Origin of the sequence: Streptomyces sp. HUAS YS2, from assembly GCF_033343995.1 — a bacterium.
GTDB classification, from domain to species: Bacteria; Actinomycetota; Actinomycetes; order Streptomycetales; family Streptomycetaceae; genus Streptomyces; species Streptomyces solicathayae.
This window is the reverse complement of sequence record NZ_CP137573.1, coordinates 3534856-3554709: the sequence shown is the minus strand read 5'-3', so window position 1 is coordinate 3554709 and position 19854 is coordinate 3534856. Positions and strand designations below refer to the sequence as shown.

The window sequence follows — 19854 nt, the reverse complement described above, 5'->3', positions numbered from 1 at the left end:
CGCAGCCGGCCGAAGCCCGAGAGGCCCCCTGGGGCCGAGCGGTGCGAGGCCGGCGTCAGGGAGGGGTCCGCGTGCGCAAGCTGCTGGGCGCGTAGCCGCTCACGCCGTACGGCGACGTACGGCGAAGGGCCGCCAACCGGGAGACCGGGTGGCGGCCCTTCGCCGTTGTGAGCGTGAGGATCAGGGGATGTAGTTCTCCGCCATCTCCTGCTCGATCCGCTGCCGGATCCGCGGGTGCAGCTCGCGCAGTATCGACGCGCTGCGCGGGTGCTGGACGCTGTACATGTCGCTGAGCCTTATGTCGAGCTGCTCCACCGTCGGGAACTGCTGCTGCTCGTCGACGAAGTCCCACATCGCCTTGTACGCGGCCTCCGCGAACTCCTCCATGCCCGGCTCCACGTAGGCCGGAACGGCCTCCTCGCGCGGAGCGGGGATCACGGCCGCCTCCTCAGGGCCCTGCGGCACCGCCACCGCGGTCGGCTCCAGGCCGTCGACGTACGTGGGGTCGTAGCCGCCCTGGTACGCCTCGGGCGGGAGCTGCTGCTGGTTGTAGAACCAGTGGTTCGCGGCCTCGGAAGCGGCCTCGGGGGCGGGGCCCTGCGCGACGGCCTCCTGCGGGACGGCGTCCTGCGCCGGGGCCGCGACCTGCTGCTCGTTTGGCTGCGGCTGCCCCTGCGCCTCCGCCTGGACCTCCGCCTGCGCCTGCTCCTGCTGGGCCGCGTGGCCCTGCTCCAGCTCCGGCGTCTGCGCCACCGCCGGCGCGGCCGCCGCCGGGATCGCCGCCACCGGCTGCGCGGCCGTGGCCTGCTCCTGCGGTGCCGGCTGTGGAGGCAGCAGCACCGGCTCGATCCCGGCCGCCGCCAGCCCCGACGCCGCCGTCTGCGACAGCGGCACACCGAGATGCGCGAGCCGCAGCGGCATCAGCGCCTCCACCGGCGCCTTGCGCCGCCACGCCCGGCCGTAACGGGCCTGCAGCCGTGCCTGGTAGATCAGCCGGTCCTGCTCCAGCTTGATCACTTGCTCGTACGACCGCAGCTCCCACAGCTTCATCCGCCGCCACAGCCGGAACGTCGGCACCGGGGACAGCAGCCACCGCGTCAGCCGCACGCCCTCCATGTGCTTGTCCGCCGTGATGTCCGCGATCCGGCCCACCGCGTGCCGCGCGGCCTCCACCGCCACCACGAACAGCACCGGAATCACGGCGTGCATGCCCACACCCAGCGGGTCCGGCCACGCCGCCGCGCCGTTGAACGCGATCGTCGCCGCCGTCAGCAGCCACGCCGTCTGCCGCAGCAGCGGGAACGGTATCCGGATCCAGGTCAGCAGCAGATCCAGTGCCAGCAGCACACAGATGCCTGCGTCGATGCCGATCGGGAAGAAGTAGGAGAAGGTGCCGAAGCCCTTCTGCACGGCGAGCTCGCGCACAGCGGCGTACGAACCCGCGAAACCGATCCCGGCGATGACCACCGCACCGGCGACCACGACACCGATCAATATCCGGTGTGTCCGTGTCAGCTGCATCGCGGCCATCCCGCGACCCCTCCCGTCGTACGACTACTCGCGCGGCACAGCCTGGCACACGCCGACGGAGCCCGGTCTCCTGGGGAGGGCCGGACTCCGCCAAAGCAGGTGCGACGCGGGTTACTTGCCCACCACTCGTCCTACTTGTTCGCCGCGGCCACCGCCGCCACCGCGTCCTTCGTCGCCAGCACCGCGCTGTCCATCAGCTTCTGCGCGACGGGCTTCTCCGCACCCGCGTAGCCCGCGCCGTTGTAGTTGATGACGATCATGACGTTGCCCGTGCGGGCGACCGTCGTCGCGTACACGAAGTCCGTGCTCGTCTTGCGCAGCTGGTACGACACGGCCGTCGTCGCGTCGCCCACACCGTTGGCCGGCGACTCGCGCACGCCCTTGGCGCCCTCGGTCGCCTTCAGCTTCGCGACCTCCTTCGCCATGTTCTCCGTTGCGCGCTCCTCGCCGCTGCCGAGCGTCGGGTTCGACTCGTACCGCAGGAACGAGACGTCCAGCCAGCGGTACTCGGAGCCCTTCAGGCCCTTGTCGACCAGACCGTTCCACGAGCAGCTGCTCCGGCTGGACAGGTCCGTCGACTTGCCCGCCGTGCCGGTCTTCGTCTTGGCCTTCGGCACCAGGGCGTCGACCGTCTTGGCCGTGATCGCCTTGCAGGCCTCCGGGAGCTTGGCGAACTTCGCCGGGGCGACGGTCGGGGTCGCGTCCTTGGGCGTCTTGGACGAGCCGGCGGAGGACTCTGCGGCGCCCTTGCCCGGCGTCTCGCCGTCGGAGTCCGAGGAACAACCGGCGACGACGAGCATCACCGGGACGGCGGCGCAGGCGAGTATGCGGGTGAGTCGCGGGGCTGATCGGTGCATGGTTCCTTCAGTCGGTCGCTGACGTACGCGGGTCTGCCGACACGTTACGCGGCGGGCGGTGGGCGGAGGGCGTGCGGACGGGCCCGGAGCCGGTTCGGGGCCGGACCGGCGGGGACACTAGTCCTCCAGCCGGTCCGCCAGCTGACGGGCCAGACTCTGCGCCTTTTCCTGCAGTTCCTTGCTGTCGGGCAGCTCGGCGGTGGCGGTGACCTGCTCGGTGTACTCGACGGTCACGATCACGTTCGATGTGCGGAAGACCACGCTCACGGTCCGCTGACGGGACGCCGAGCCGGCTTCGGTCAGTACATCGTTGAGGAACGCGGCGTGACCGAGCCCCTCCAGGACACGGGGCTCCAGACCCGTGGCGCCGGCCGTCGCACCCGGCGGGGCTACGGAGCCGGCGGGGGCGGAGCCGCCGGGCGCGGAAGGGGAGACCGGCGGGGAGGCCGGAGCGGTGGGGGACGCGGGGGGCGTCGCCGGGGTGGAGCCGGGAGCCTTGCTCGCGGTGCCCGTGCCGGTGGTGCCCGTCGCCGGGGGCGGGGACACCGGGGGCGAGGGCAGATGCGCGGCGATCTGCTTGCCTGAGTAGACCTGCTGCGCGCGGTCGTCGTCGCTCACGGCGGGGTCGTAGGAGACGACGCGCTCGAGGTCGAGGGTCAGCTCGTGCGAGGTGTCGGGGCCGTCGGCGTTCCAGGTGCAGCCGACCCGCCGGCCGTTGTCGTACGTGACGGCCGGGGCGCCCGCGTAGACCTTCTCGCGCTGCTCGTCGGGCAGCTCGGCGGCGCCGGGGAGCAGGTCCTTGAGGGTGGCCTGCTCGACGGAGCCGCACGGCTCGAAGAGCGTGCTGTACCGGCCGGGCGGCACCGTGCGCGGCCCGGCGGTGCCGGCCTTGGCGTCGGCCGCCAGACCGTCGGCGGAGGTGCCGGCCGAGCAGCCGGTGAGGCCGGCGCCGAGCGCGACGACGGCGGCGGCGAGGGCGGCCGTGGTGAGCGCCGCGCGGTGGCGCGCGGGGCGCGCCGCGTGGCCGGGGTCGTACGCCTTTCGCTGCACGAGCGCAGGCTCCCTTCTCCCGTGACTCCCGAAAACTGTTTGCCGCCCGGACCGGGCCGGTGGACACAATGTGTATCGCACGCACTGCCGTTGATGCCGGTCCGTCGTCACCTGTACGGGCCTTGATGCCGGTTTTTGCGTTTTCTGTCTTTTTGGGGGAATCGAGGAAGTATGTCGTACGTAGAGGTGCCGGGCGCGAAGGTGCCCATCCGCTTGTGGACGGACCCCTCGTCGGTCGAGGACGGGGCCATGCGGCAGCTCCAGAACGTGGCGACGCTGCCTTGGATCAAGGGCCTGGCCGTGATGCCTGACGTGCATTACGGCAAGGGCGCGACGGTCGGCTCGGTGATCGCGATGCACGGGGCGGTCTGCCCGGCGGCGGTCGGCGTGGACATCGGCTGCGGCATGTCGGCGGTGAAGACGTCGCTCACGGCGAACGACCTCCCCGGTGACCTCGCCCGCCTCCGCTCCAAGATCGAGCAGGCGATCCCGGTGGGCCGGGGGATGCACCGGGACATGGTGGACCCGGGGCGGCTGCACGGGTTCCCGACGGCGGGCTGGGACGACTTCTGGCAGCGGTTCGACGGGGTCGCGGAGTCGGTCAGGTTCCGTCATGACCGGGCCGAGAAGCAGATGGGAACGCTCGGATCCGGAAACCACTTCGTCGAGTTCTGTCTCGACGAGACCGGTGCCGTCTGGCTCATGCTGCACTCGGGCTCCCGGAACATCGGCAAGGAGCTCGCCGAGTACCACATCGGCCAGGCGCAGAAGCTGCCCCACAACCAGGGCCTGATCGACCGCGACCTGGCGGTGTTCGTCTCGGACACCCCGCAGATGGCGGCGTACCGGCACGATCTCTTCTGGGCGCAGGAGTACGCGAAGTACAACCGCGCGATCATGATGGCGCTGTTCCAGGACGTGATCCGCCGGGAGTTCAAGAAGGCGAAGCCGACCTTCGACCCGGTGATCTCCTGCCACCACAACTATGTGGCGGAGGAGCGGTACGAGGGCATGGACCTGCTGGTCACCCGCAAGGGCGCGATCCGCGCGGGCGCCGGTGAGTACGGGATCATCCCGGGTTCCATGGGAACCGGCTCGTACATCGTGAAGGGGCTCGGCAACGAGGCGGCGTTCAACTCGGCCTCGCACGGAGCCGGCCGGCGGATGAGCCGGAGCGCGGCGAAGCGCCGGTTCTCGACGAAGGACCTGGAGCAGCAGACGCAGGGCGTCGAGTGCCGCAAGGACGCCGGCGTCGTGGACGAGATCCCGGGCGCCTACAAGCCGATCGAGAAGGTCATCGACCAGCAGCGCGACCTGGTCGAGGTCGTCGCCAAGCTGAAGCAGGTCATCTGCGTGAAGGGCTGACGCGGGACGGGCCGGGGCCCGGACCGCCGGAGTTCCGGGCCGCCCCGACGGGGCGGCCCTTCGCCGTTCCCCGGGCGGTCAGAGCTCGCGGTGGACCTTGGTGTTCGAGGCCTGCGCGCGGGGGCGGACGACCAGGAGGTCGATGTTGACGTGGGGCGGGCGGGTGACGGACCAGGTGATGGTGTCGGCGACGTCCTCGGCGGTGAGGGGTTCGGCCACGCCGGCGTAGACCTTGGCGGCCTTGTCGGTGTCGCCGCGGAAGCGGGTGGTGGCGAACTCGTCGGTCTTGACCATGCCGGGGGCGATCTCGATGACGCGGACCGGGGTGCCGACGATCTCCAGGCGGAGGGTCTCGGCGAGGACGCGGGTGCCGTTCTTGGCGGCGACGTAGCCTGCGCCGCCCTCGTAGGTGGCGTGGCCGGCGGTGGAGCCGACGACGACCACGGTGCCGTCGCCGCTGGCGGTGAGCGCGGGGAGCAGGGCCTGGGTGACGTTGAGGGTGCCGATGACGTTGGTCTCGTACATGCGGCGCCAGTCCTCGGGGTCGCCGGTGGCGACGGGGTCGGCGCCGAGGGCGCCGCCGGCGTTGTTGACGAGGACGGCGATGGTGCGGAAGGCGGTGGCGAACTCGTCGACGGCGGCGCGGTCGGTGACGTCGAGGGGGTAGGCGGTCGCCTGGTGGCCGGCCTCGGTGATCTCGGCGGCGAGGGCCTCGATGCGGTCCTTGCGGCGGGCGGTGAGGACGACGCGGTAGCCGGCGGCGGCGAGTTGGCGGGCGGTGGCGGCACCGATGCCGCTGCTCGCTCCGGTGACGACGGCGATCCTGTTACCGGCGGACATGCGTGCTCCTCGGGCGTGTGGTCGATGCCCGGTCAGGATAGACGCGCCGGACTGACCGGTAATCAGAACATATGCGTCGCAATCGGTATCTTCGCCCCATGAGTGTCTTGCGCAAGACCCTTCCGGCTGTGGTTCTGGCGGCGACGACGGTTCTCGGTGCGGGGGGCGGCGCTCGTGCGATCGCCCCGGAGGCGGATGTGGCCCACCACGGGCACGTCACGCTGTGGAAGGGGCGGATCGGCGTCCTGCTGGAGAGCGGGAACCACGGTCCTTCCCCGCTTCCGGGTGCGACGGTGCGGCTGACCTTCTCCGCGCCGCCGGCGCCGGGTCAGGAGCTGCCGGCGGCGTGCCTGTGGGGTGGTGACCGGGTCGTGCTGTGCGGGACGGGGCCGCTGCGGGCGTCCGGGGCGGTGCGGGAGCTGGCGCTGGAGCTGCGGACGGCCGGTGAGCCGGAGGAGCTGACGGTCGAGGTCGACACGGCGTGGAACGGCGGGGCGAGCGACCGGAACCCGAAGAACAACGAGCACGAGGTGCTCGTGCTGGCGACGGGCGACCCGTACGTCTTCTGATCCGCACGTCTTCCAGGGGGCGTCCTCCGGGACCTCAACTCCGCAAGAGTGAAGCGGGGCTCCGAGTGGAGCCCACGAGTGGTGAGCGTCTTTCCCCGCGCACAGGCTGACGTACGCAGAGCCCGCCCCGATCTTGCGGCGGCGGGCGGAGCCACGCGGTGCCGTCCCGGTCGGGGCTGCCGCGCACGTCAGAAAGACGGAATCACACATGGCGGAACGGGATGTCGATCCTGGGTGCCCGCCGTCCGTACGGGGGAGCGGCGGCAGGACCGTACGACAGCGGGCGCGGCGCCCGCACGCATGGCGGCGCTTCCGGGGCGCGCGCACCGGGGCGGCGCTCGCCGCGGCCGGTCTGGCTCTTCTGGGCGCGGCCGGGCCGGTGCCCGGCAGTGCGGTGGCGGCGCCGGTCCGCGGGCCGGGGCCGGATCACCCGGCGCGGTTCGTGCCCGGGCCCTGCCCGCAGGCGCCCGATCCGATCCCCGGGCGGTGCGGGCTCCTGGAGGTGCCCGAGAGCCGGGAGCATCGCGGCGGGCGGACGATCAAGCTGACGGTCGCGATCATTCCGGCGGCGTCGAGGACGCCGGCCGGGGATCCGGTGGTGTTCATGGAGGGGGGTCCCGGCGGCGACGCGATCGGGGCCATCCCGTTCCTGATCGACTCCGGGGTGAACCGGGACCGCGATCTGATCGTCATGACCCAGCGCGGCGGGCCCTACTCGCAGCCGTACCTCGCCTGCCCGGAGCTCGACCGGTTCAACTCGGACGCCGTGGGGCTGCCCTACGACGCACCTTCGACCGGGCGGCTGCTGGTGCGGGCGGCGAAGGCGTGCCGGGACCGGCTGACGGCCGACGGAGTCCGGCTGAGCGCCTACAACACCACGGAGAACGCCGCGGACTTCGCGGCCCTGCGCAAGGCGCTGGGCATCAGGAAGTGGAACGTCTACGGCTACTCCTACGGCACGGACCTGGCACTCACCTACCTGCGCCGGCACCCCGAGGGGATCCGCTCGGTGGCGATCGACTCGGTCGTGCCTCCGCAGATCGTGAGCCTGCCGTGGGCCTGGGACAGCGCGCGGGAGGGGGTCGAGACGGTCTTCGCGGCGTGCGAGGCCCAGCCGGCCTGCAAGAGCCGCTACCCGGACCTCCGGCGGAAGCTGACGGAACAGGTCCGGCGGCTCGAGGCGAACCCGCTGACGCTGACGGTGCGGCCGCCCGGGGGAGGGGACCCGGTGAAGGTGGTCCTCGACGGGGGCACACTGATCAATCTGCTGGTCACCGACGGCGGCGCCCTGCCGGCCGTGGACGTCCCCGCGGCGATCGACGAACTCGCCCGCGGCAACCCGGAGCGCTTCGCGCAGGCACAGGCCGCCGGCGCGGGGACGCCGGTCGTCCCGCAGGCGCACGGTCTGACGCATTCGGTGGTGTGCAGCGAGTGGGCGCCGGGCTTCACGAAGTCGGACCTCCTGAAGGCGGGGCGCCGGGCGTTCCCCGGGTGGCCGGACACGGTTCTGGCCCATGCGCCGCAGCTTCCGTTCGAGTACGACCTCTGCCGTGTCTGGAACGTCCCGGACCGCACCGCGATCCAGCGGGTGACCACGTTCAGCAAGGTGCCGACGCTGATCGTCTCCGGCACGTTCGACGCGAAGACCGGGGCGAGCTGGGGGCCGTACGCGGGCCGCACGCTGCCTCGCTCGACGGCCGTGCTGATTCCCGGGATCGGCCACTTCGTGGTCCCGCAGTCGCCCTGCGCGCAGAGCGTTCTGGCCTCCTTCCTCGCGCGTCCGACCGCGCCGCCCGACACCGGGTGCGTGGCAGGACTCGCGCCCAAGCCGTTCACCATCACCCCTGAGTCGGAGACCTCATGATGTCCCTCAGCCCACTTCGCCGCCGACGCGCGTCGCGCCGGCTCCCGGCCGTGCTCGCCGGGGCCACGGCCGGCGCTCTCGTCCTCGGCCTGGCCGCGGTGCCCGCACAGGCCGAGTCCGGCGCCGGAGCGTGGCTCGGCACCGTCGCCCGGACGGCGGGCGACGCCCGCTTCGAGCCGGGTCCGTGCCCGAGGACGGCGGACCCGATCCCCGATCTGGAGCGCGCCTACTGCGGAACGCTGACCGTGCCCGAGAAGCGGTCCGGGCACACCGGGCACAAAGGCGGACGGAAGAAGATCAAGCTCGCTGTCGCGATCATCCCCGCGGCCAACGGCAGACCGGCGCCCGACCCGATCGTGTGGCTGGCCGGCGGGCCCGGCGACGACGCGGTCTCCGAGATCCCGATGGCGCTCGCCGGCGGCCTGAACCGCGACCGCGACGTGATCTTCATGTCCCAGCGCGGGACGTACTCGGCCACCCCTGAGCTGACCTGCCCGAACGTCGACGAGTTCGTCGCGAACAACCTCGATCTCGTCTTCGGTGCGCCGTCCACCGGGCGCCTGCACGTCGCGGAGACGCGGAAGTGCCGTGACCGGCTGGTGGGCCTCGGGGCCGACCTCAGCGCCTACAACGGCACCGAGAGCTCCGCCGACTACGACGGCCTGCGCAAGGCGCTGGGGATCCGGCAGTGGAACGTGTTCGGCATCTCGTACGGCACCGACCTGGCCCTGCAGTACATGCGCCTGCACCCGAAGGGCATCCGGTCGGTCGGCATCGACGGCGTCCTGCCACCGTCCCTGGCCGGTGGGGCCGTGACCTGGAAGGCCGCGCGGGAGGGCTTCGACAGCATCTTCAAGACCTGCGAGGACCAGCCCGCCTGCAACACCCGCTACCCGAACCTCAAGGCCACCTTCGAGCGCCTCGTCGTCGAACTGGAGGCCCGACCGATCACCACCACCGTGACGGTTCCGGGTCGACCGGCGCCGGTGAAGGTCACGCTGGACGGCGGACTGCTGGTGAACTGGCTGACCTTCGCCAGCCATCTCGCGGCCGGAGTGCCCCGCTCCATCGACGAGTTGGCGCACGGCAACCCGCAGCGGATCGCCGAGCAGTACGCGGGCGGGAAGCTCAGCCCGCAGGCCATCGGGAGGGTCTCGCACGGGCTCGTCTTCGGCGTCTTCTGCAGCGAGTGGACACCGTTCGAGAGCGAGCAGGACGTGATCCGGGCGGGGCGGCGTCTGTTCCCGTCGTTCCCCCGCTCGGTGCTGGCCAACGCTCCGCTGCTCAGCTGGATGCACGCGGACTGCCGTGCCTGGGACATCCCCGCGGCGCACCCCTCGATCCGGGACGTGACGTGGAGCGACATCCCGACGCTCGTCCTGTCCGGCGGGTTCGACTCGCAGACCGCGCCGAGCAGCGGCCCGTACGCCGCCCGCACGCTGAGCCGGTCCACCGAGGTCACGGTCCCCTACGTGGCCCACGTGGTCTTCGCCGACTCGGCGTGTGCGCAGCAGATCACCGTCTCGTTCTTCGACAATCCGACCGGGCCGGACACGGGATGTCTGGCGGGTCTCCAGCCGCCGGCGTTCGAGATCGGGCCGTGAGTCCCGGTCCCGGTCTCGAACCCGAGGCTCCCCGTCAGGCGCTCGCCGGTATGCGGGTCTCCCAGAAGACGTAGCCGTCGGGGCGGACCAGCATTGCCGTGCGGCGCGCGGGGTCGGCCCAGGCCGCGGTGGCGACCCGGCCGGGGGTCTTCGGGGCGCCGGGCGGCGTGAGCTCGGTGCCCTGGGGGGTGACGAGGACGAATGCGCCCTCGCGGAGCAGTTCGTAGAGCCGGCCCCCGACGAGTTCCGCGTCGGGGGCTCGGTGGCCTCCGGTGCGATGGGCGGCGGGGCCGGCGCCGTAACCGATGCCGATGCCGCTGATCATGCCCATCACCTTGTCGGTCGCGGGGCGGGCGGAGTTGAGGAAGCGGGTGAGCAGGGCGCGGCCGGCGCGCTGCAGCGGGGTGTGGGCCATGGCGAGCCGGATGATGGCGCCGCTGCTGCGCAGGACGGTCGCGGCGACGGGGTGCCGTTCGCTCTGGTAGCTGTCGAGGAGCGCCTCGGGGTCGGCGGCGTCGCCGCGGAGGACGGACGTGAGCTTCCAGGAGAGGTTGGCGGCGTCCTGCAGACCGGTGTTCATGCCCTGGCCGCCGGCCGGGGAGTGGACGTGGGCGGCGTCGCCTGCGAGGAAGACCCGGCCGGAGCGGTACGCGGGGGCCTGGCGTTCGTCGCTGTGGAAGCGGGAGATCCAGCGGGCGTCGTGCATGCCGTAGTCGGTGCCGAAGGCCTGGCGGGCGATCTCGCGGATCTCGTCGATCTCGACGGGCTCGGTGTCGGGGACCTGCCGGGTGCGGTTCCAGCCCATGACGCGGTACCAGCCGTCGCCGAAGGGGGCGATGAAGGCGAAGGTGTCCCCGGCTCCGTTGACGGTCAGGAGGCTTTCCGGTTCCTGGGCGAGGCGGACGTCGGCGAGGACGATGGAGCGGATGACGGAGACGCCGGGGAAGGGGAGCCCGAGGGCGGTGCGGACGGCGCTGCGCAGGCCGTCGGTGCCGACGAGGTAGCGGGCGGTGAGGGCGGTGACGTGGCCGTCCGGGTCGGCGAGTTCGGCGGTGACGGTGTCGGCGTCCTGCCGCAGGCCGCGCAGCTCGGTCGCGTACCGGAACTCCACGCCGGCTTCCTGCGCCCGGCGTTCCAGGAGCCGTTCGACCTCGTACTGCGGGGTGATGAGGAGGAACGGGAAGCGGCTGGCGAGCCGGCTGAGGTCGAGGGAGAGGCGGCCGAAGAGCCGCGTGCCGCTGAGGGGGGTGCCGGTCTTGACGAGTTCGTCGGCGAGATCGCGGGCGTCCAGCAGCTCCAGGGTGCGGGCGTGGACGGCGAAGGCGCGGGTCATGTTGCTGATGCCGTGCGGGCGGCGCTCGACGAGCGTGACCCGCAGGCCGGAGGCCGCGAGGTCTCCGGCGAGCAGAAGGCCGGTGGGACCTGCGCCCACGACCAGGACGTCCGTGTCGGTCTTCGTGTGCTGCACGACTGCCTCCCCGGGGTGGCCGACCGGTGCCGGTCGCTGCCGGTCGGTCCGCGATGGATTGCCAACGTTTGTTGGTCAACGCTTGTTGGCAACCGTAGGCCCGCGGCGAGTGGCGTGTCAACACCTGTTGGCCTACAGTCGTTGGCATGACGACCGCACCACGCCGCTCCGACGTCACCCGCGCCGCGATCCTGGAGGCCGCCCGCGAGCGCTTCGCCTCGGACGGCTACGAACGCGCCACCATCCGGGCCATCGCCCGCGACGCCGGGATCGACCCGTCGATGGTCATGCGCTACTTCGGCAACAAGGAGGGGTTGTTCGCCGCCGCCTCCGCCTTCGAGCTGGAGCTGCCCGAGTTCGGCGCGCTGCCCGCGCGGCACATCGGCGCGGTCCTCGTGAACCACTTCCTCGACCGCTGGGAGCGGGACGAGGTGTTCACCGCGCTGCTGCGCGTCGCCGTCACCAACACGGGGGGCGCGGAGCGGATGCAGGCGATCTTCAAGGAGCAGGTGGGGCCGATCGCGGCCGGCTTCTGCGCCGACCCCGCCGAGGCGCCGGTCCGCGCGGCGCTCGCCAGTTCGCAGATCCTGGGCATGGCGCTCGCACGGTACGTGCTGCGGTTTCCGCCCGCCGTGGAGATGTCCCGCGAGGAGGTCGTCGCCTGGCTGGCCCCGACGGTGCAGCGGTATCTGACGGAACCGGCGCCGGAGGTCGCCGGCTCGTAGGTCCGTTTCATGCCTCGGGCCCCCACGAGCCCCGTGGTTGAGTGGCCCGTGGTCGAGTGGCCCGCGGTCGCATGGCCCGGGCCGAGTGTCCCGCGGTCCGTCAGGCCGCCGCGCCGCCGAACTCGCGCATCGCCTCGGAGACGATCTCGTCCAGGCGGGCGTGGTGGGCGCCCCGCCAGTACACCCGCTCGCAGTCGGCGCACTGCGCGAACACGTCGTACGTCCGCTCCGTGCCCTGCTCCAGCTGCTCGCGCACCGAGTCCTTGTCCGCCTCGGTCAGCCGCCCGTTGCACGCGGTGCAGCGGGACCACGGGGAGAGCCGCGGGGCGAACCGCTCCAGGACGTCGCGCAGCTGCTCGTCGGGCCGGTCGCTGTAGATGTACGCCCCCGCCCACAGCTCGCGCCGCCGCAGCAGGCCGCGGTCCCGGGAGAGCATGACCCGCTGCTCCTTCGCGGAGAGCGTCGCGAGCGCCGGGTCGCCGATGTCCTCGCTCTCGTACGCCGCGTCCACGCCGAGCAGCCGCAACCGCCGTGCCAGCGTGCCGAGATGGACGTCGAGCAGGAACCGGAGCGGCGCGCCCGGAACCTGCTGCGGGCGCGTCACCCCCGCCACTTCGACGGTCTCGCCGGCGGCAGGGATGTGGGAGACATCGACCGGGCGGCCGTCCACCAGGAGCTGCCCCACCTCGGTCAGCGGTACACCCAGCGACTCGACGACATGGCCGAGCGTGGACGCGCCGTCCGTGGTCAGGGCGGTGCGCCCCGCGCGGCGCTCCGAGGCGACGAACAGCCGCAGTTCGGGGGCGAAGCTGATGTGGATCTCCGGTCCGTTCACGGGGACAGGATGTCATCGGCGCGGCGGGCCCGGCCAGGTATTTCGGCCGTGCGGCAGGCGGCCGGGGCAGGCGGCCGTGTCGGGCGGTCGCGGGCCACCGGTCGCCGCCCTGTCGTGGTGCTGAGGTACCGTCCCCGCATGAAGATCACGGACGTGGACGCCCCCGATGTGAAGATCGTCGACCTCGAGCCCGGCGACGACCGGCTGACCGGTGAACTCCTCCCCGTCCTGCGCGAACTCCGCCCGCACCTCACCGAGGAGCTCTTCCGCGAGGTGTGCGCCCATGGCCACGCCCAGGGGCTGCGCTTCACCGCCGCGTACGCGGAGGACGGCACGTGCGTCGGCGCGGCCGGCTGGCGGATCGTCGACAACACCAGCGCCATTCGCAAGCTGTACGTGGACGACCTCGTGACCGCCGCGCACGCCCGGTCCACGGGCGTCGGCCACGCCCTCCTCGCGCATCTTGAGGCGCACGCCCGCGCGGCCGACTGCTACGAGCTCAATCTCGACTCCGGCACCCAGCGCACCGGCGCCCACCGGTTCTACCTGCGGGAACGATTCGACATCGCGGCGTTCCACTTCGTGAAGGAACTCAAGGAGTTCTAGGAGTCCGAGGAGGCGTGGGCGACCTCAGGGCGCCTACAGCTCAAGACGCCCTTAGCGCACGTGCGTACGCGGTCGGCGGTACGCCCACCGTCGCCGTGAAGTCCCGTACGAGATGGGCCTGGTCGCTGTAGCCGAGTTCGGCGGCGAGCGCGGCCCAGTCGGGTTCGGCCGCACGGTCCGCCTCCGCGCGCTCCAGGGCCTCGTGGATGCGGTAGCGCAGGACGACCCACTTCGGGGCGACGCCCACGTACGCGGCGAACAGGCGCTGCAGCGAGCGGACCGACAGGCCCGCGCGGTCCGCGAGTTCGTCCACCCGGCGCACCGGGGGGCCGTCGCCGCCCGTCCTGATCAGGTCGACCAGTTCCATCGCCCGCTCCGCCGCCGGGTCGGGGCGGAAGCCTTCCGGTCCGCCGCGGGTCAGGAGGAACGCATCCAGGGCCGCGACGCGGGCCTCGTCCGTCGGTGGATCCAGGATTGCGTGCGGCGTTGTCGCGTCCGCCGTGTCCGGGAACGTGTCCGGGAACGCGTCCGGGAACGCCTCCGTGAGCGGAACCCGACGACCCGTCCAGTCCGACACCGGCCGTCCCGGCGCGAACGGGCGGAAGCCGCCCGGGCGGAACTGCACGCCGCAGACCCGTCCGACGCCCTCCAGCTTCTGCTCGAACAGCTCCAGGCCGATCCCCGACACCTCGGCCGAGGAAGCGTCTCCGTACCGCTGGAAGACGATGTTCACCGACGGATGCGGGACGACGTTGCTCGCGTACGGCGTCTCCAGGTCCCAGTCGATCAGCCAGTAGTGCTCGACGTACGGGCGGAGTGCCGGTGCGACCGGGTCGTGCCGGCGGAACCGGACGCGTGTGAACAGCGCTTCGGCGTCGACGATCCCCCGGGTGTCCTGGCGCGGCATGTGTCGATGCTAGGCGCTGGGCGTCGTGTTTCTTCAAGACCGGAAGGCCCGGTCGTGGCTACGTTCGGCGCATGAGCCAGAGCGAGAGCCAGAGCCAGAAGCGGATCAGTGACCTGCTCGACGTGGCCGCGGCGCAGGCCGTGCCCGTGCTGCGCGGGATCGGGAGCGACGAGAAGTTGCTCGGCGCGCGGACGCCGTGCGCCGAGTACGACGTACGGGCGCTGGTGAACCACCTGTTCCAGGTGGTCGTGCAGTTCCAGGAGCTCGCCGCCAAGCGGGACGCGGACTTCTCCGCCTCCCCCGACTACGTCGCCGAAGGCGGCGGCGCCTGGGCCGACCGGTTCGAGGCGGAGACCCGGAAGCTGGTCGCCGCCTGGGCGGAGCCCGGGGCGGAGGAGGGTGCCTCCGGTTCGATGGGGCTGCCCGCGCGTACGGTCGGCTCGATGGCGCTGCTCGACCTGACCGTGCACGCCTGGGACCTCGCCCGCGCGACCGGGCGGCCCTTCGAGCCGGACCCGGCGGTGGTCGACGGCCTCGCGCCGGAGGTCGAGCGGATGGCGCCGATGGGACGCCGGATGAACGTCTTCGGCGACGCCGTGTCGGTGGGCGACTCCGCCACGGCGTTCGAGCGGCTGCTCGCGGTGACGGGGCGGGACGTGCGGGTCTGGGCGTAGCCCCGGGGGTGCGGGTGCGGGTGTGGGTGTGGGTGTGGGTGGGGCCGGGCCTTCTTCTACCGCCTTGCGCCGAAGGTCAGGTGGGAGACGACCTCGTCGAAGGCGTCCTCCTCTGCGGGGGTGAGGGTGACGGACTCCTGCGGGTGCCACACCCGGTCCGACGACGGCGCCGGGCGGTCGCGGCGGAGGCGGGCGGCATACCTCCCCAGAGCCACCCACACCGCCGCCGCCGACAGGGCGAGCAGGCCCAGCAGGCCGAGGACGAAGAGGGCGGGGACACGGAGGTCGGAGAACTGGCCTGGCACGGACATGGCGGGCTCCAGGGCGCGAGGGGTGATTCCTGCTGATTCCTCCCGACTCGCTCAGTTAACACCCAAAGGGGGCTCGGCGGCAGGGGTACCGAGGGGTACCCCCGCTTGCTCCTGACACGGCCCTCTTGTGCGGGCCCAGGCTCCGTCTCAAGGTGGCGGGGTAGGGGTTTCCGGCCGGGAGGGAGTGCGGCGGCATGGGTGCGGACGCGAGCGGGTGGGAGTTCACGGACGACAGGGGTGCGGCGTTACGGCTGCCGCGCAGGCCGCGGCGGGTGGTCGCGTACGTACGGGCCGGCGCCGCGCTCCTCGATCTCGGCGTCGTCCCGGTGGCGGTGTACGGCTCCGGCCACGACGGCGACGGGCTGGACCCGGTCAAGGCGGGGGAGCTGGGGGCGACCGGGGTGCCGTATCTCGGGCCGGGCCGGCTGCTCGACGGGGATCCGTCGGGGGCGCTCGGCGCTGTGCGGGCGGACCTCGTGGTGGACGTGACGTACGACGGCAAGAGCGGCTACGCGCTGGACGAGGCGGTGGCGGAGGGGCTCGGAGTGCCGATGGTCGCGCTGTCGGTGGGTGGAGAGGTGACGCTGGCGCGGATCTTGGAGCGGTTCGGGGGGTTGGGGGCGGGCCTTCTGGGGGCGGCGTCGGCGCCGGAGGCGCCTGGTTCGGTGGCCGAAGCTGAGATGGCGCTCGCTTCGGCTGCGGCGTCGGGGCGCAGGCCGGTGGTTCTGGCGTTGTCCGGTGCCGGGCCTGAGCAGGTGCATCTGGCGCGGCCGCAGGCGTGGCCCGAGCTGGCGCGCATGGTCGAGCTGGGGGTGCGGATCGTGGAGCCGGGGCCTGGGGCGGGGGCGAGCTGGCTCACCGCGGACTGGGAGCGGGCGGCGGAGCTGCGGCCGGATGTGGTGCTGGTCGATTCGCGGGCGAATGCGGTGTGGCCGGAGGGATCGGAGGCGTACCCGGAGGTTTGGCGGGCCGTGGTGGGTGGCTCGCGGGTCGTGCCGTGGAATCCCGAGACGCCGCCGAGTGCGGTGGCGTTCGGCCGGTTCTTCCGGGAGGTCGCGGCGGCGCTGGGCTGAGGCGTGGGGACGGGTGCCGTGGGGGTGGGTGCCGCGGGGGCCGTTCCGGGGTCGCATTAGGGACTGCATGACTTACGGCGCGTGCGGGGACTCCGAACAGCCGGCCCGTCCTGTGCGCCACGAATCACGCTTTACGTCCCGAACGCGACCCCCTCCACGTCCCCGCTCCCGTCCAGGGCGCCCGTCCGTCCGCGCCGCGCTCCCGGGGGTGTACGGGCGGGTGGGTTCTCCCGTCCGGGTTCCAACCGCCGTCGGGTGCTTCAGGGCCCCTCAGCGCCTTGCTTCCGCCTGGGTCCGTCTTGTGCGGAGGGAGGCGGCGAATTCCTCTGCTCTCGACAGGACCTCGCGGAGGTCCTCCACCCTCGCTTCCGCCGCCTGTTCGTAGCGGCGGACCCGGGTGAGGAGGCGGGTGCGTTCCGCTTCCGAGTCGGCGGCTTCCAGGCGGTCCACCGCGTTCAGCAGGTCGCGCGTCTCGTCGAGCGTGAAGCCGAGGGGCTTCATGCGGCGGATCACCATCAGCCGGGCCACGTCCGCGTCCGTGTACAGCGGGAATCCGCCCTGGGAGCGCGCGGACGGGATGACCAGCCCGGCGTCCTCGTAGGAGCGGATCGTGCGCAGCGGAAGTTCCGTCCGCGCGGCGACCTCGCCGATCTGCAGGTGTTCACCGGCCACGGTTTCGTCCTCTCCGTATCCCCCTGGCCGTCAGTTTAGGGAAACTTGTCCCAATTTCGGGTGATATGGAGTGGCGGTGTCGCTCAGGGCCAGACCAGGCAGTACGGCTGGTGGCCGGCCTCGTGGAGGCGGACGGAGAAGTCCTGCCATTCGTGCAGCAGCTGGTACACGTTGAACGCGTCGCGCGGGCCGCCGCGGTCCGGGACCGTGGACCAGATGAAGGCCGCCGCGCCGACCGACTCCTCGCCGATGCCGCGCAGCGGGTCGACGACCGTCATGGGCAGCTTCACCACGGCGTAGTCGGGGTGCAGGACGACCAGTTCGAGGGGCGGGACCTTGTGCAGGGGCATGCCCTGGATGCCGGTCAGCACCATCGCGGCTATGGTCTCCGGCTTGATCTTGGTGAACATGCCGCCCATGCCGAGCTCGTCCCCGCCCAGCTCCTCAGGGCGCATCGAGATCGGGACGCGGGCCGCCGTCGCGCCGTCCGGTGCGCCGAAGTACTTGTACGTCACCCCCAAGCGGCCACCCCTGTTCGCCGGCTCGTCAGTCTCCCGTCGGCGCCGGTGCTTCCCCCGCCGGGCAGGCTCCGGACCCAGGTCGTCCGTCCCCTCGCCCAGTCCGCCACCGCGATGCATATCTCCACCCGACTGCCTTTAGCAGGCAACACGACCCCGCCGCGCAACCCGATCATCGTGCCAGTGACCTCCCCCACCCGCGTGCGGTGAAACACCTGTTCCGCAAGAACGTCCGGGCCTCTGACACCATGGTTTCCGTGAGCCATCCCTATGACGTCCCAGTTTCGCAGACGTGGCGCGCGGACGCCCCGTCGTAATTCGGGGAGCATTCCGGTAGCTCACGCCACCGATCGCCGGTAGTTCGTCAGCCGTCTTTCCTTACTCGCAGGTCAGGACCACAGTGCCGTATTCATACGAAGCCCCAGTCTCACAGACGCTTTTCGACCGCGCGTCCCTCGTGACGCCCGGCGGCGTGAACTCACCGGTCCGCGCCTTCCGGGCCGTGGGCGGTACGCCCCGGTTCATGGTGTCCGGAAGCGGCCCGTACCTCACCGACGCGGACGGTCGCGAGTACGTCGACCTGGTCTGCTCGTGGGGTCCGATGATCCTGGGCCACGCCCACCCCGAGGTCGTCGCCGCCGTGCAGGACGCCGTCGCCCGCGGCACCTCGTTCGGCACGCCCGGTGAGGGCGAGGTCGAACTGGCCGAGGAGATCGTCGCGCGGATCGAGCCCGTCGAGCAGGTTCGGCTGGTTTCCAGCGGGACCGAAGCCACCATGTCGGCCATCCGGCTCGCCCGCGGGTTCACCGGGCGGGCCAAGGTGATCAAGTTCGCCGGCTGTTACCACGGTCACGTGGACGCGCTGCTGGCCGCGGCCGGCTCCGGTCTCGCCACCTTCGCGCTGCCCGACACGCCCGGGGTGACCGGCGCGCAGGCCGGCGACACGATCGTGCTGCCGTACAACGACCTGGAGGCCGTCCGGGCCGCGTTCTCCGCCCACCCCGGTGAGATCGCGTGTGTGATCACCGAGGCCTCGCCCGGCAACATGGGCGTCGTTCCGCCGCTGCCCGGGTTCAATCAGGGGCTCGCGGACGTGTGCCGGGAGAACGGGGCGCTGTTCATCTCCGACGAGGTCATGACCGGGTTCCGCACGTCGAAGGCCGGTTGGTTCGGCGTCGACGGCGTCAAGCCCGATCTGATGACCTTCGGCAAGGTCATGGGCGGCGGCTTCCCGGCCGCGGCCTTCGGCGGCCGTGCCGACGTCATGGGTCACCTGGCCCCGGCGGGCCCGGTCTACCAGGCCGGCACGCTCTCCGGTAACCCGGTGGCCACGGCCGCGGGCGTCGCGCAGCTGCGGCTGCTGGACGACGCCGCGTACGACAAGGTCGATGCCGTGTCGAAGGAGATCCAGGGGCTCGTCACCGACGCGCTCGCCAAGGAGGGCGTGGCGCACCGGCTGCAGACCGCGTCCAACATGTTCTCGGTGTTCTTCACCGCCGACGAGGTGCGGAACTACGAGGAGGCGAAGACGCAGGAGGCGTTCCGGTTCAACGCCTTCTTCCACTCGATGCTGGCGAACGGGGTCTACCTGCCGCCGTCCGCGTTCGAGTCCTGGTTCGTCTCCACCGCGCACGACGAGAAGGCTGTGGAGCGGATCGCGGCGGCGCTGCCCGCCGCCGCCCGCGCCGCTGCGGAGGCCACGGCATGAGCAACGACGAGATCACCGTCGTCCACCTGATGCGGCACGGCGAGGTGCACAACCCGGACGGCGTGCTGTACGGCCGCCGGGCCGGGTACCACCTGTCCGAGCTCGGCCGACAGATGGCCGACCGGGTCGCCGAGCACCTGGCCGACCGGGACATCACGCATGTCGTCGCCTCGCCGCTGGAGCGCGCGCAGGAGACGGCCGCGCCGGTGGCCAAGTCCCACGGTCTGACGCTCGACACGGACGAGCGGCTGATCGAGGCGGCGAACGTCTTCGAGGGCAAGACCTTCGGTGTCGGTGACGGGGCGCTGCGCAAGCCGGGCAACTGGAAGCACCTCACCAATCCGTTCCGGCCGTCCTGGGGCGAGCCGTACCTCGACCAGGTCGTGCGGATGATGGGTGCGCTGGACGCGGCGAAGGAAGCGGCCCGCGGGCACGAGGCGGTCTGTGTGAGCCACCAGCTGCCGATCTGGATCGTGCGCAGCTTCGTGGAGAAGCGCCGGCTGTGGCACGACCCGCGGCGCCGGCAGTGCACGCTGGCCTCGCTGACCTCGTTCACGTACCGGGGCGACAAGATCGTCTCGGTGGGTTACAGCGAGCCGGCGCGGGATCTTGTGCCTGCTCATCTCCTGGCAGGTGCAAAACCTGTGAAGGGAAAGGCAAAAGCGTTCGGAGCGTAGT

20 protein-coding genes are annotated in these 19854 nt (G+C 72.0%); 10 read left to right on the top strand and 10 right to left on the bottom strand.

Annotated features, from left to right (window positions below; genetic code table 11):
- Positions 1–180: 180 nt before the first annotated feature.
- The 3 genes from R2D22_RS16190 to R2D22_RS16180 form a co-directional block, all read right to left on the bottom strand.
- On the bottom strand, positions 181–1530 hold the full coding sequence (locus R2D22_RS16190; RefSeq protein WP_318104186.1) for a DUF2637 domain-containing protein: 1350 nt from the start codon (positions 1528–1530) through the stop codon (positions 181–183).
- Positions 1531–1661: 131 nt separating this feature from the next.
- Positions 1662–2387 (bottom strand): DUF3558 family protein, encoded by a 726-nt coding sequence (locus R2D22_RS16185; RefSeq protein ID WP_318104184.1) that lies wholly within the window; start codon positions 2385–2387, stop codon positions 1662–1664.
- 117 nt (positions 2388–2504) lie between these two features.
- A complete protein-coding gene (locus tag R2D22_RS16180; RefSeq protein WP_318104181.1) occupies positions 2505–3437 on the bottom strand; it encodes a DUF3558 domain-containing protein in 933 nt (310 codons plus the stop codon).
- A 171-nt stretch (positions 3438–3608) separates the two neighbouring features.
- Here R2D22_RS16180 and R2D22_RS16175 point away from each other — a divergent pair, with 171 nt between their 5' ends.
- On the top strand, positions 3609–4802 hold the full coding sequence (locus R2D22_RS16175; RefSeq protein ID WP_318104179.1) for an RtcB family protein: 1194 nt from the start codon (positions 3609–3611) through the stop codon (positions 4800–4802).
- A gap of 78 nt (positions 4803–4880) precedes the next feature.
- On the opposite strand, the gene R2D22_RS16170 is transcribed toward R2D22_RS16175, so the two are convergent.
- On the bottom strand, positions 4881–5642 hold the full coding sequence (locus R2D22_RS16170) for an SDR family NAD(P)-dependent oxidoreductase (RefSeq protein ID WP_318104176.1): 762 nt from the start codon (positions 5640–5642) through the stop codon (positions 4881–4883).
- Between the two features lie 98 nt (positions 5643–5740).
- On the opposite strand from R2D22_RS16170, the gene R2D22_RS16165 reads away from it, so the two are divergent.
- From R2D22_RS16165 to R2D22_RS16155, 3 genes are all read left to right on the top strand, one after another.
- Positions 5741–6211 carry a hypothetical protein gene (locus R2D22_RS16165; protein WP_318104174.1) on the top strand — a complete coding sequence of 157 codons (471 nt, stop codon included), beginning with the start codon at positions 5741–5743 and terminating at the stop codon, positions 6209–6211.
- A 208-nt stretch (positions 6212–6419) separates the two neighbouring features.
- Positions 6420–8075, top strand: a complete 1656-nt coding sequence (locus R2D22_RS16160; protein ID WP_318104172.1) for an alpha/beta fold hydrolase — start codon at positions 6420–6422, stop codon at positions 8073–8075.
- Positions 8072–9679 (top strand): alpha/beta hydrolase, encoded by a 1608-nt coding sequence (locus tag R2D22_RS16155; RefSeq protein WP_318104170.1) that lies wholly within the window; start codon positions 8072–8074, stop codon positions 9677–9679. Before R2D22_RS16160 ends, R2D22_RS16155 begins: the two co-directional genes overlap by 4 nt.
- Positions 9680–9713: 34 nt before the next feature.
- Here R2D22_RS16155 and R2D22_RS16150 read toward each other — a convergent pair whose 3' ends face one another.
- Positions 9714–11147 carry an FAD-dependent monooxygenase gene (locus tag R2D22_RS16150; RefSeq protein ID WP_318104169.1) on the bottom strand — a complete coding sequence of 478 codons (1434 nt, stop codon included), beginning with the start codon at positions 11145–11147 and terminating at the stop codon, positions 9714–9716.
- A gap of 146 nt (positions 11148–11293) precedes the next feature.
- Here R2D22_RS16150 and R2D22_RS16145 point away from each other — a divergent pair, with 146 nt between their 5' ends.
- Entirely contained in the window at positions 11294–11872 is a 579-nt protein-coding gene (locus R2D22_RS16145) for a TetR/AcrR family transcriptional regulator (protein ID WP_318104167.1), read from the top strand.
- A 100-nt stretch (positions 11873–11972) separates the two neighbouring features.
- Here the strand turns inward: R2D22_RS16145 and R2D22_RS16140 are convergent, their stop codons facing one another.
- Positions 11973–12707, bottom strand: a complete 735-nt coding sequence (locus tag R2D22_RS16140; RefSeq protein ID WP_318104165.1) for a Mut7-C RNAse domain-containing protein — start codon at positions 12705–12707, stop codon at positions 11973–11975.
- Between the two features lie 168 nt (positions 12708–12875).
- Here R2D22_RS16140 and R2D22_RS16135 point away from each other — a divergent pair, with 168 nt between their 5' ends.
- Complete coding sequence (locus R2D22_RS16135; RefSeq protein ID WP_318109795.1) at positions 12876–13313, top strand: GNAT family N-acetyltransferase; 438 nt, start codon at positions 12876–12878, stop codon at positions 13311–13313.
- Between the two features lie 40 nt (positions 13314–13353).
- Here R2D22_RS16135 and R2D22_RS16130 read toward each other — a convergent pair whose 3' ends face one another.
- A complete protein-coding gene (locus R2D22_RS16130; RefSeq protein ID WP_318104164.1) occupies positions 13354–14220 on the bottom strand; it encodes an AraC family transcriptional regulator in 867 nt (288 codons plus the stop codon).
- 71 nt (positions 14221–14291) lie between these two features.
- On the opposite strand from R2D22_RS16130, the gene R2D22_RS16125 reads away from it, so the two are divergent.
- Positions 14292–14894, top strand: a complete 603-nt coding sequence (locus R2D22_RS16125; RefSeq protein WP_318104161.1) for a TIGR03086 family metal-binding protein — start codon at positions 14292–14294, stop codon at positions 14892–14894.
- Positions 14895–14950: 56 nt separating this feature from the next.
- Here R2D22_RS16125 and R2D22_RS16120 read toward each other — a convergent pair whose 3' ends face one another.
- On the bottom strand, positions 14951–15205 hold the full coding sequence (locus tag R2D22_RS16120; RefSeq protein WP_318104160.1) for a hypothetical protein: 255 nt from the start codon (positions 15203–15205) through the stop codon (positions 14951–14953).
- Between the two features lie 194 nt (positions 15206–15399).
- On the opposite strand from R2D22_RS16120, the gene R2D22_RS16115 reads away from it, so the two are divergent.
- Positions 15400–16278 (top strand): ABC transporter substrate-binding protein, encoded by an 879-nt coding sequence (locus R2D22_RS16115; RefSeq protein WP_318104158.1) that lies wholly within the window; start codon positions 15400–15402, stop codon positions 16276–16278.
- 270 nt (positions 16279–16548) lie between these two features.
- Here the strand turns inward: R2D22_RS16115 and R2D22_RS16110 are convergent, their stop codons facing one another.
- Together R2D22_RS16110 and R2D22_RS16105 are read right to left on the bottom strand one after the other, a co-directional pair.
- Positions 16549–16950, bottom strand: coding sequence for a MerR family transcriptional regulator (locus tag R2D22_RS16110; protein ID WP_318104155.1), 402 nt, complete (start codon positions 16948–16950; stop codon positions 16549–16551).
- An 83-nt stretch (positions 16951–17033) separates the two neighbouring features.
- Positions 17034–17588 carry a hypothetical protein gene (locus R2D22_RS16105; protein ID WP_318104152.1) on the bottom strand — a complete coding sequence of 185 codons (555 nt, stop codon included), beginning with the start codon at positions 17586–17588 and terminating at the stop codon, positions 17034–17036.
- 280 nt (positions 17589–17868) lie between these two features.
- Between R2D22_RS16105 and hemL the strand changes: the two genes are divergently transcribed.
- Both hemL and R2D22_RS16095 read left to right on the top strand, forming a co-directional pair.
- Entirely contained in the window at positions 17869–19176 is a 1308-nt protein-coding gene (gene hemL, locus R2D22_RS16100; RefSeq protein WP_318104150.1) for a glutamate-1-semialdehyde 2,1-aminomutase, read from the top strand.
- On the top strand, positions 19173–19853 hold the full coding sequence (locus tag R2D22_RS16095) for a histidine phosphatase family protein (RefSeq protein WP_318104148.1): 681 nt from the start codon (positions 19173–19175) through the stop codon (positions 19851–19853). Before hemL ends, R2D22_RS16095 begins: the two co-directional genes overlap by 4 nt.
- Position 19854: the final 1 nt, after the last annotated feature.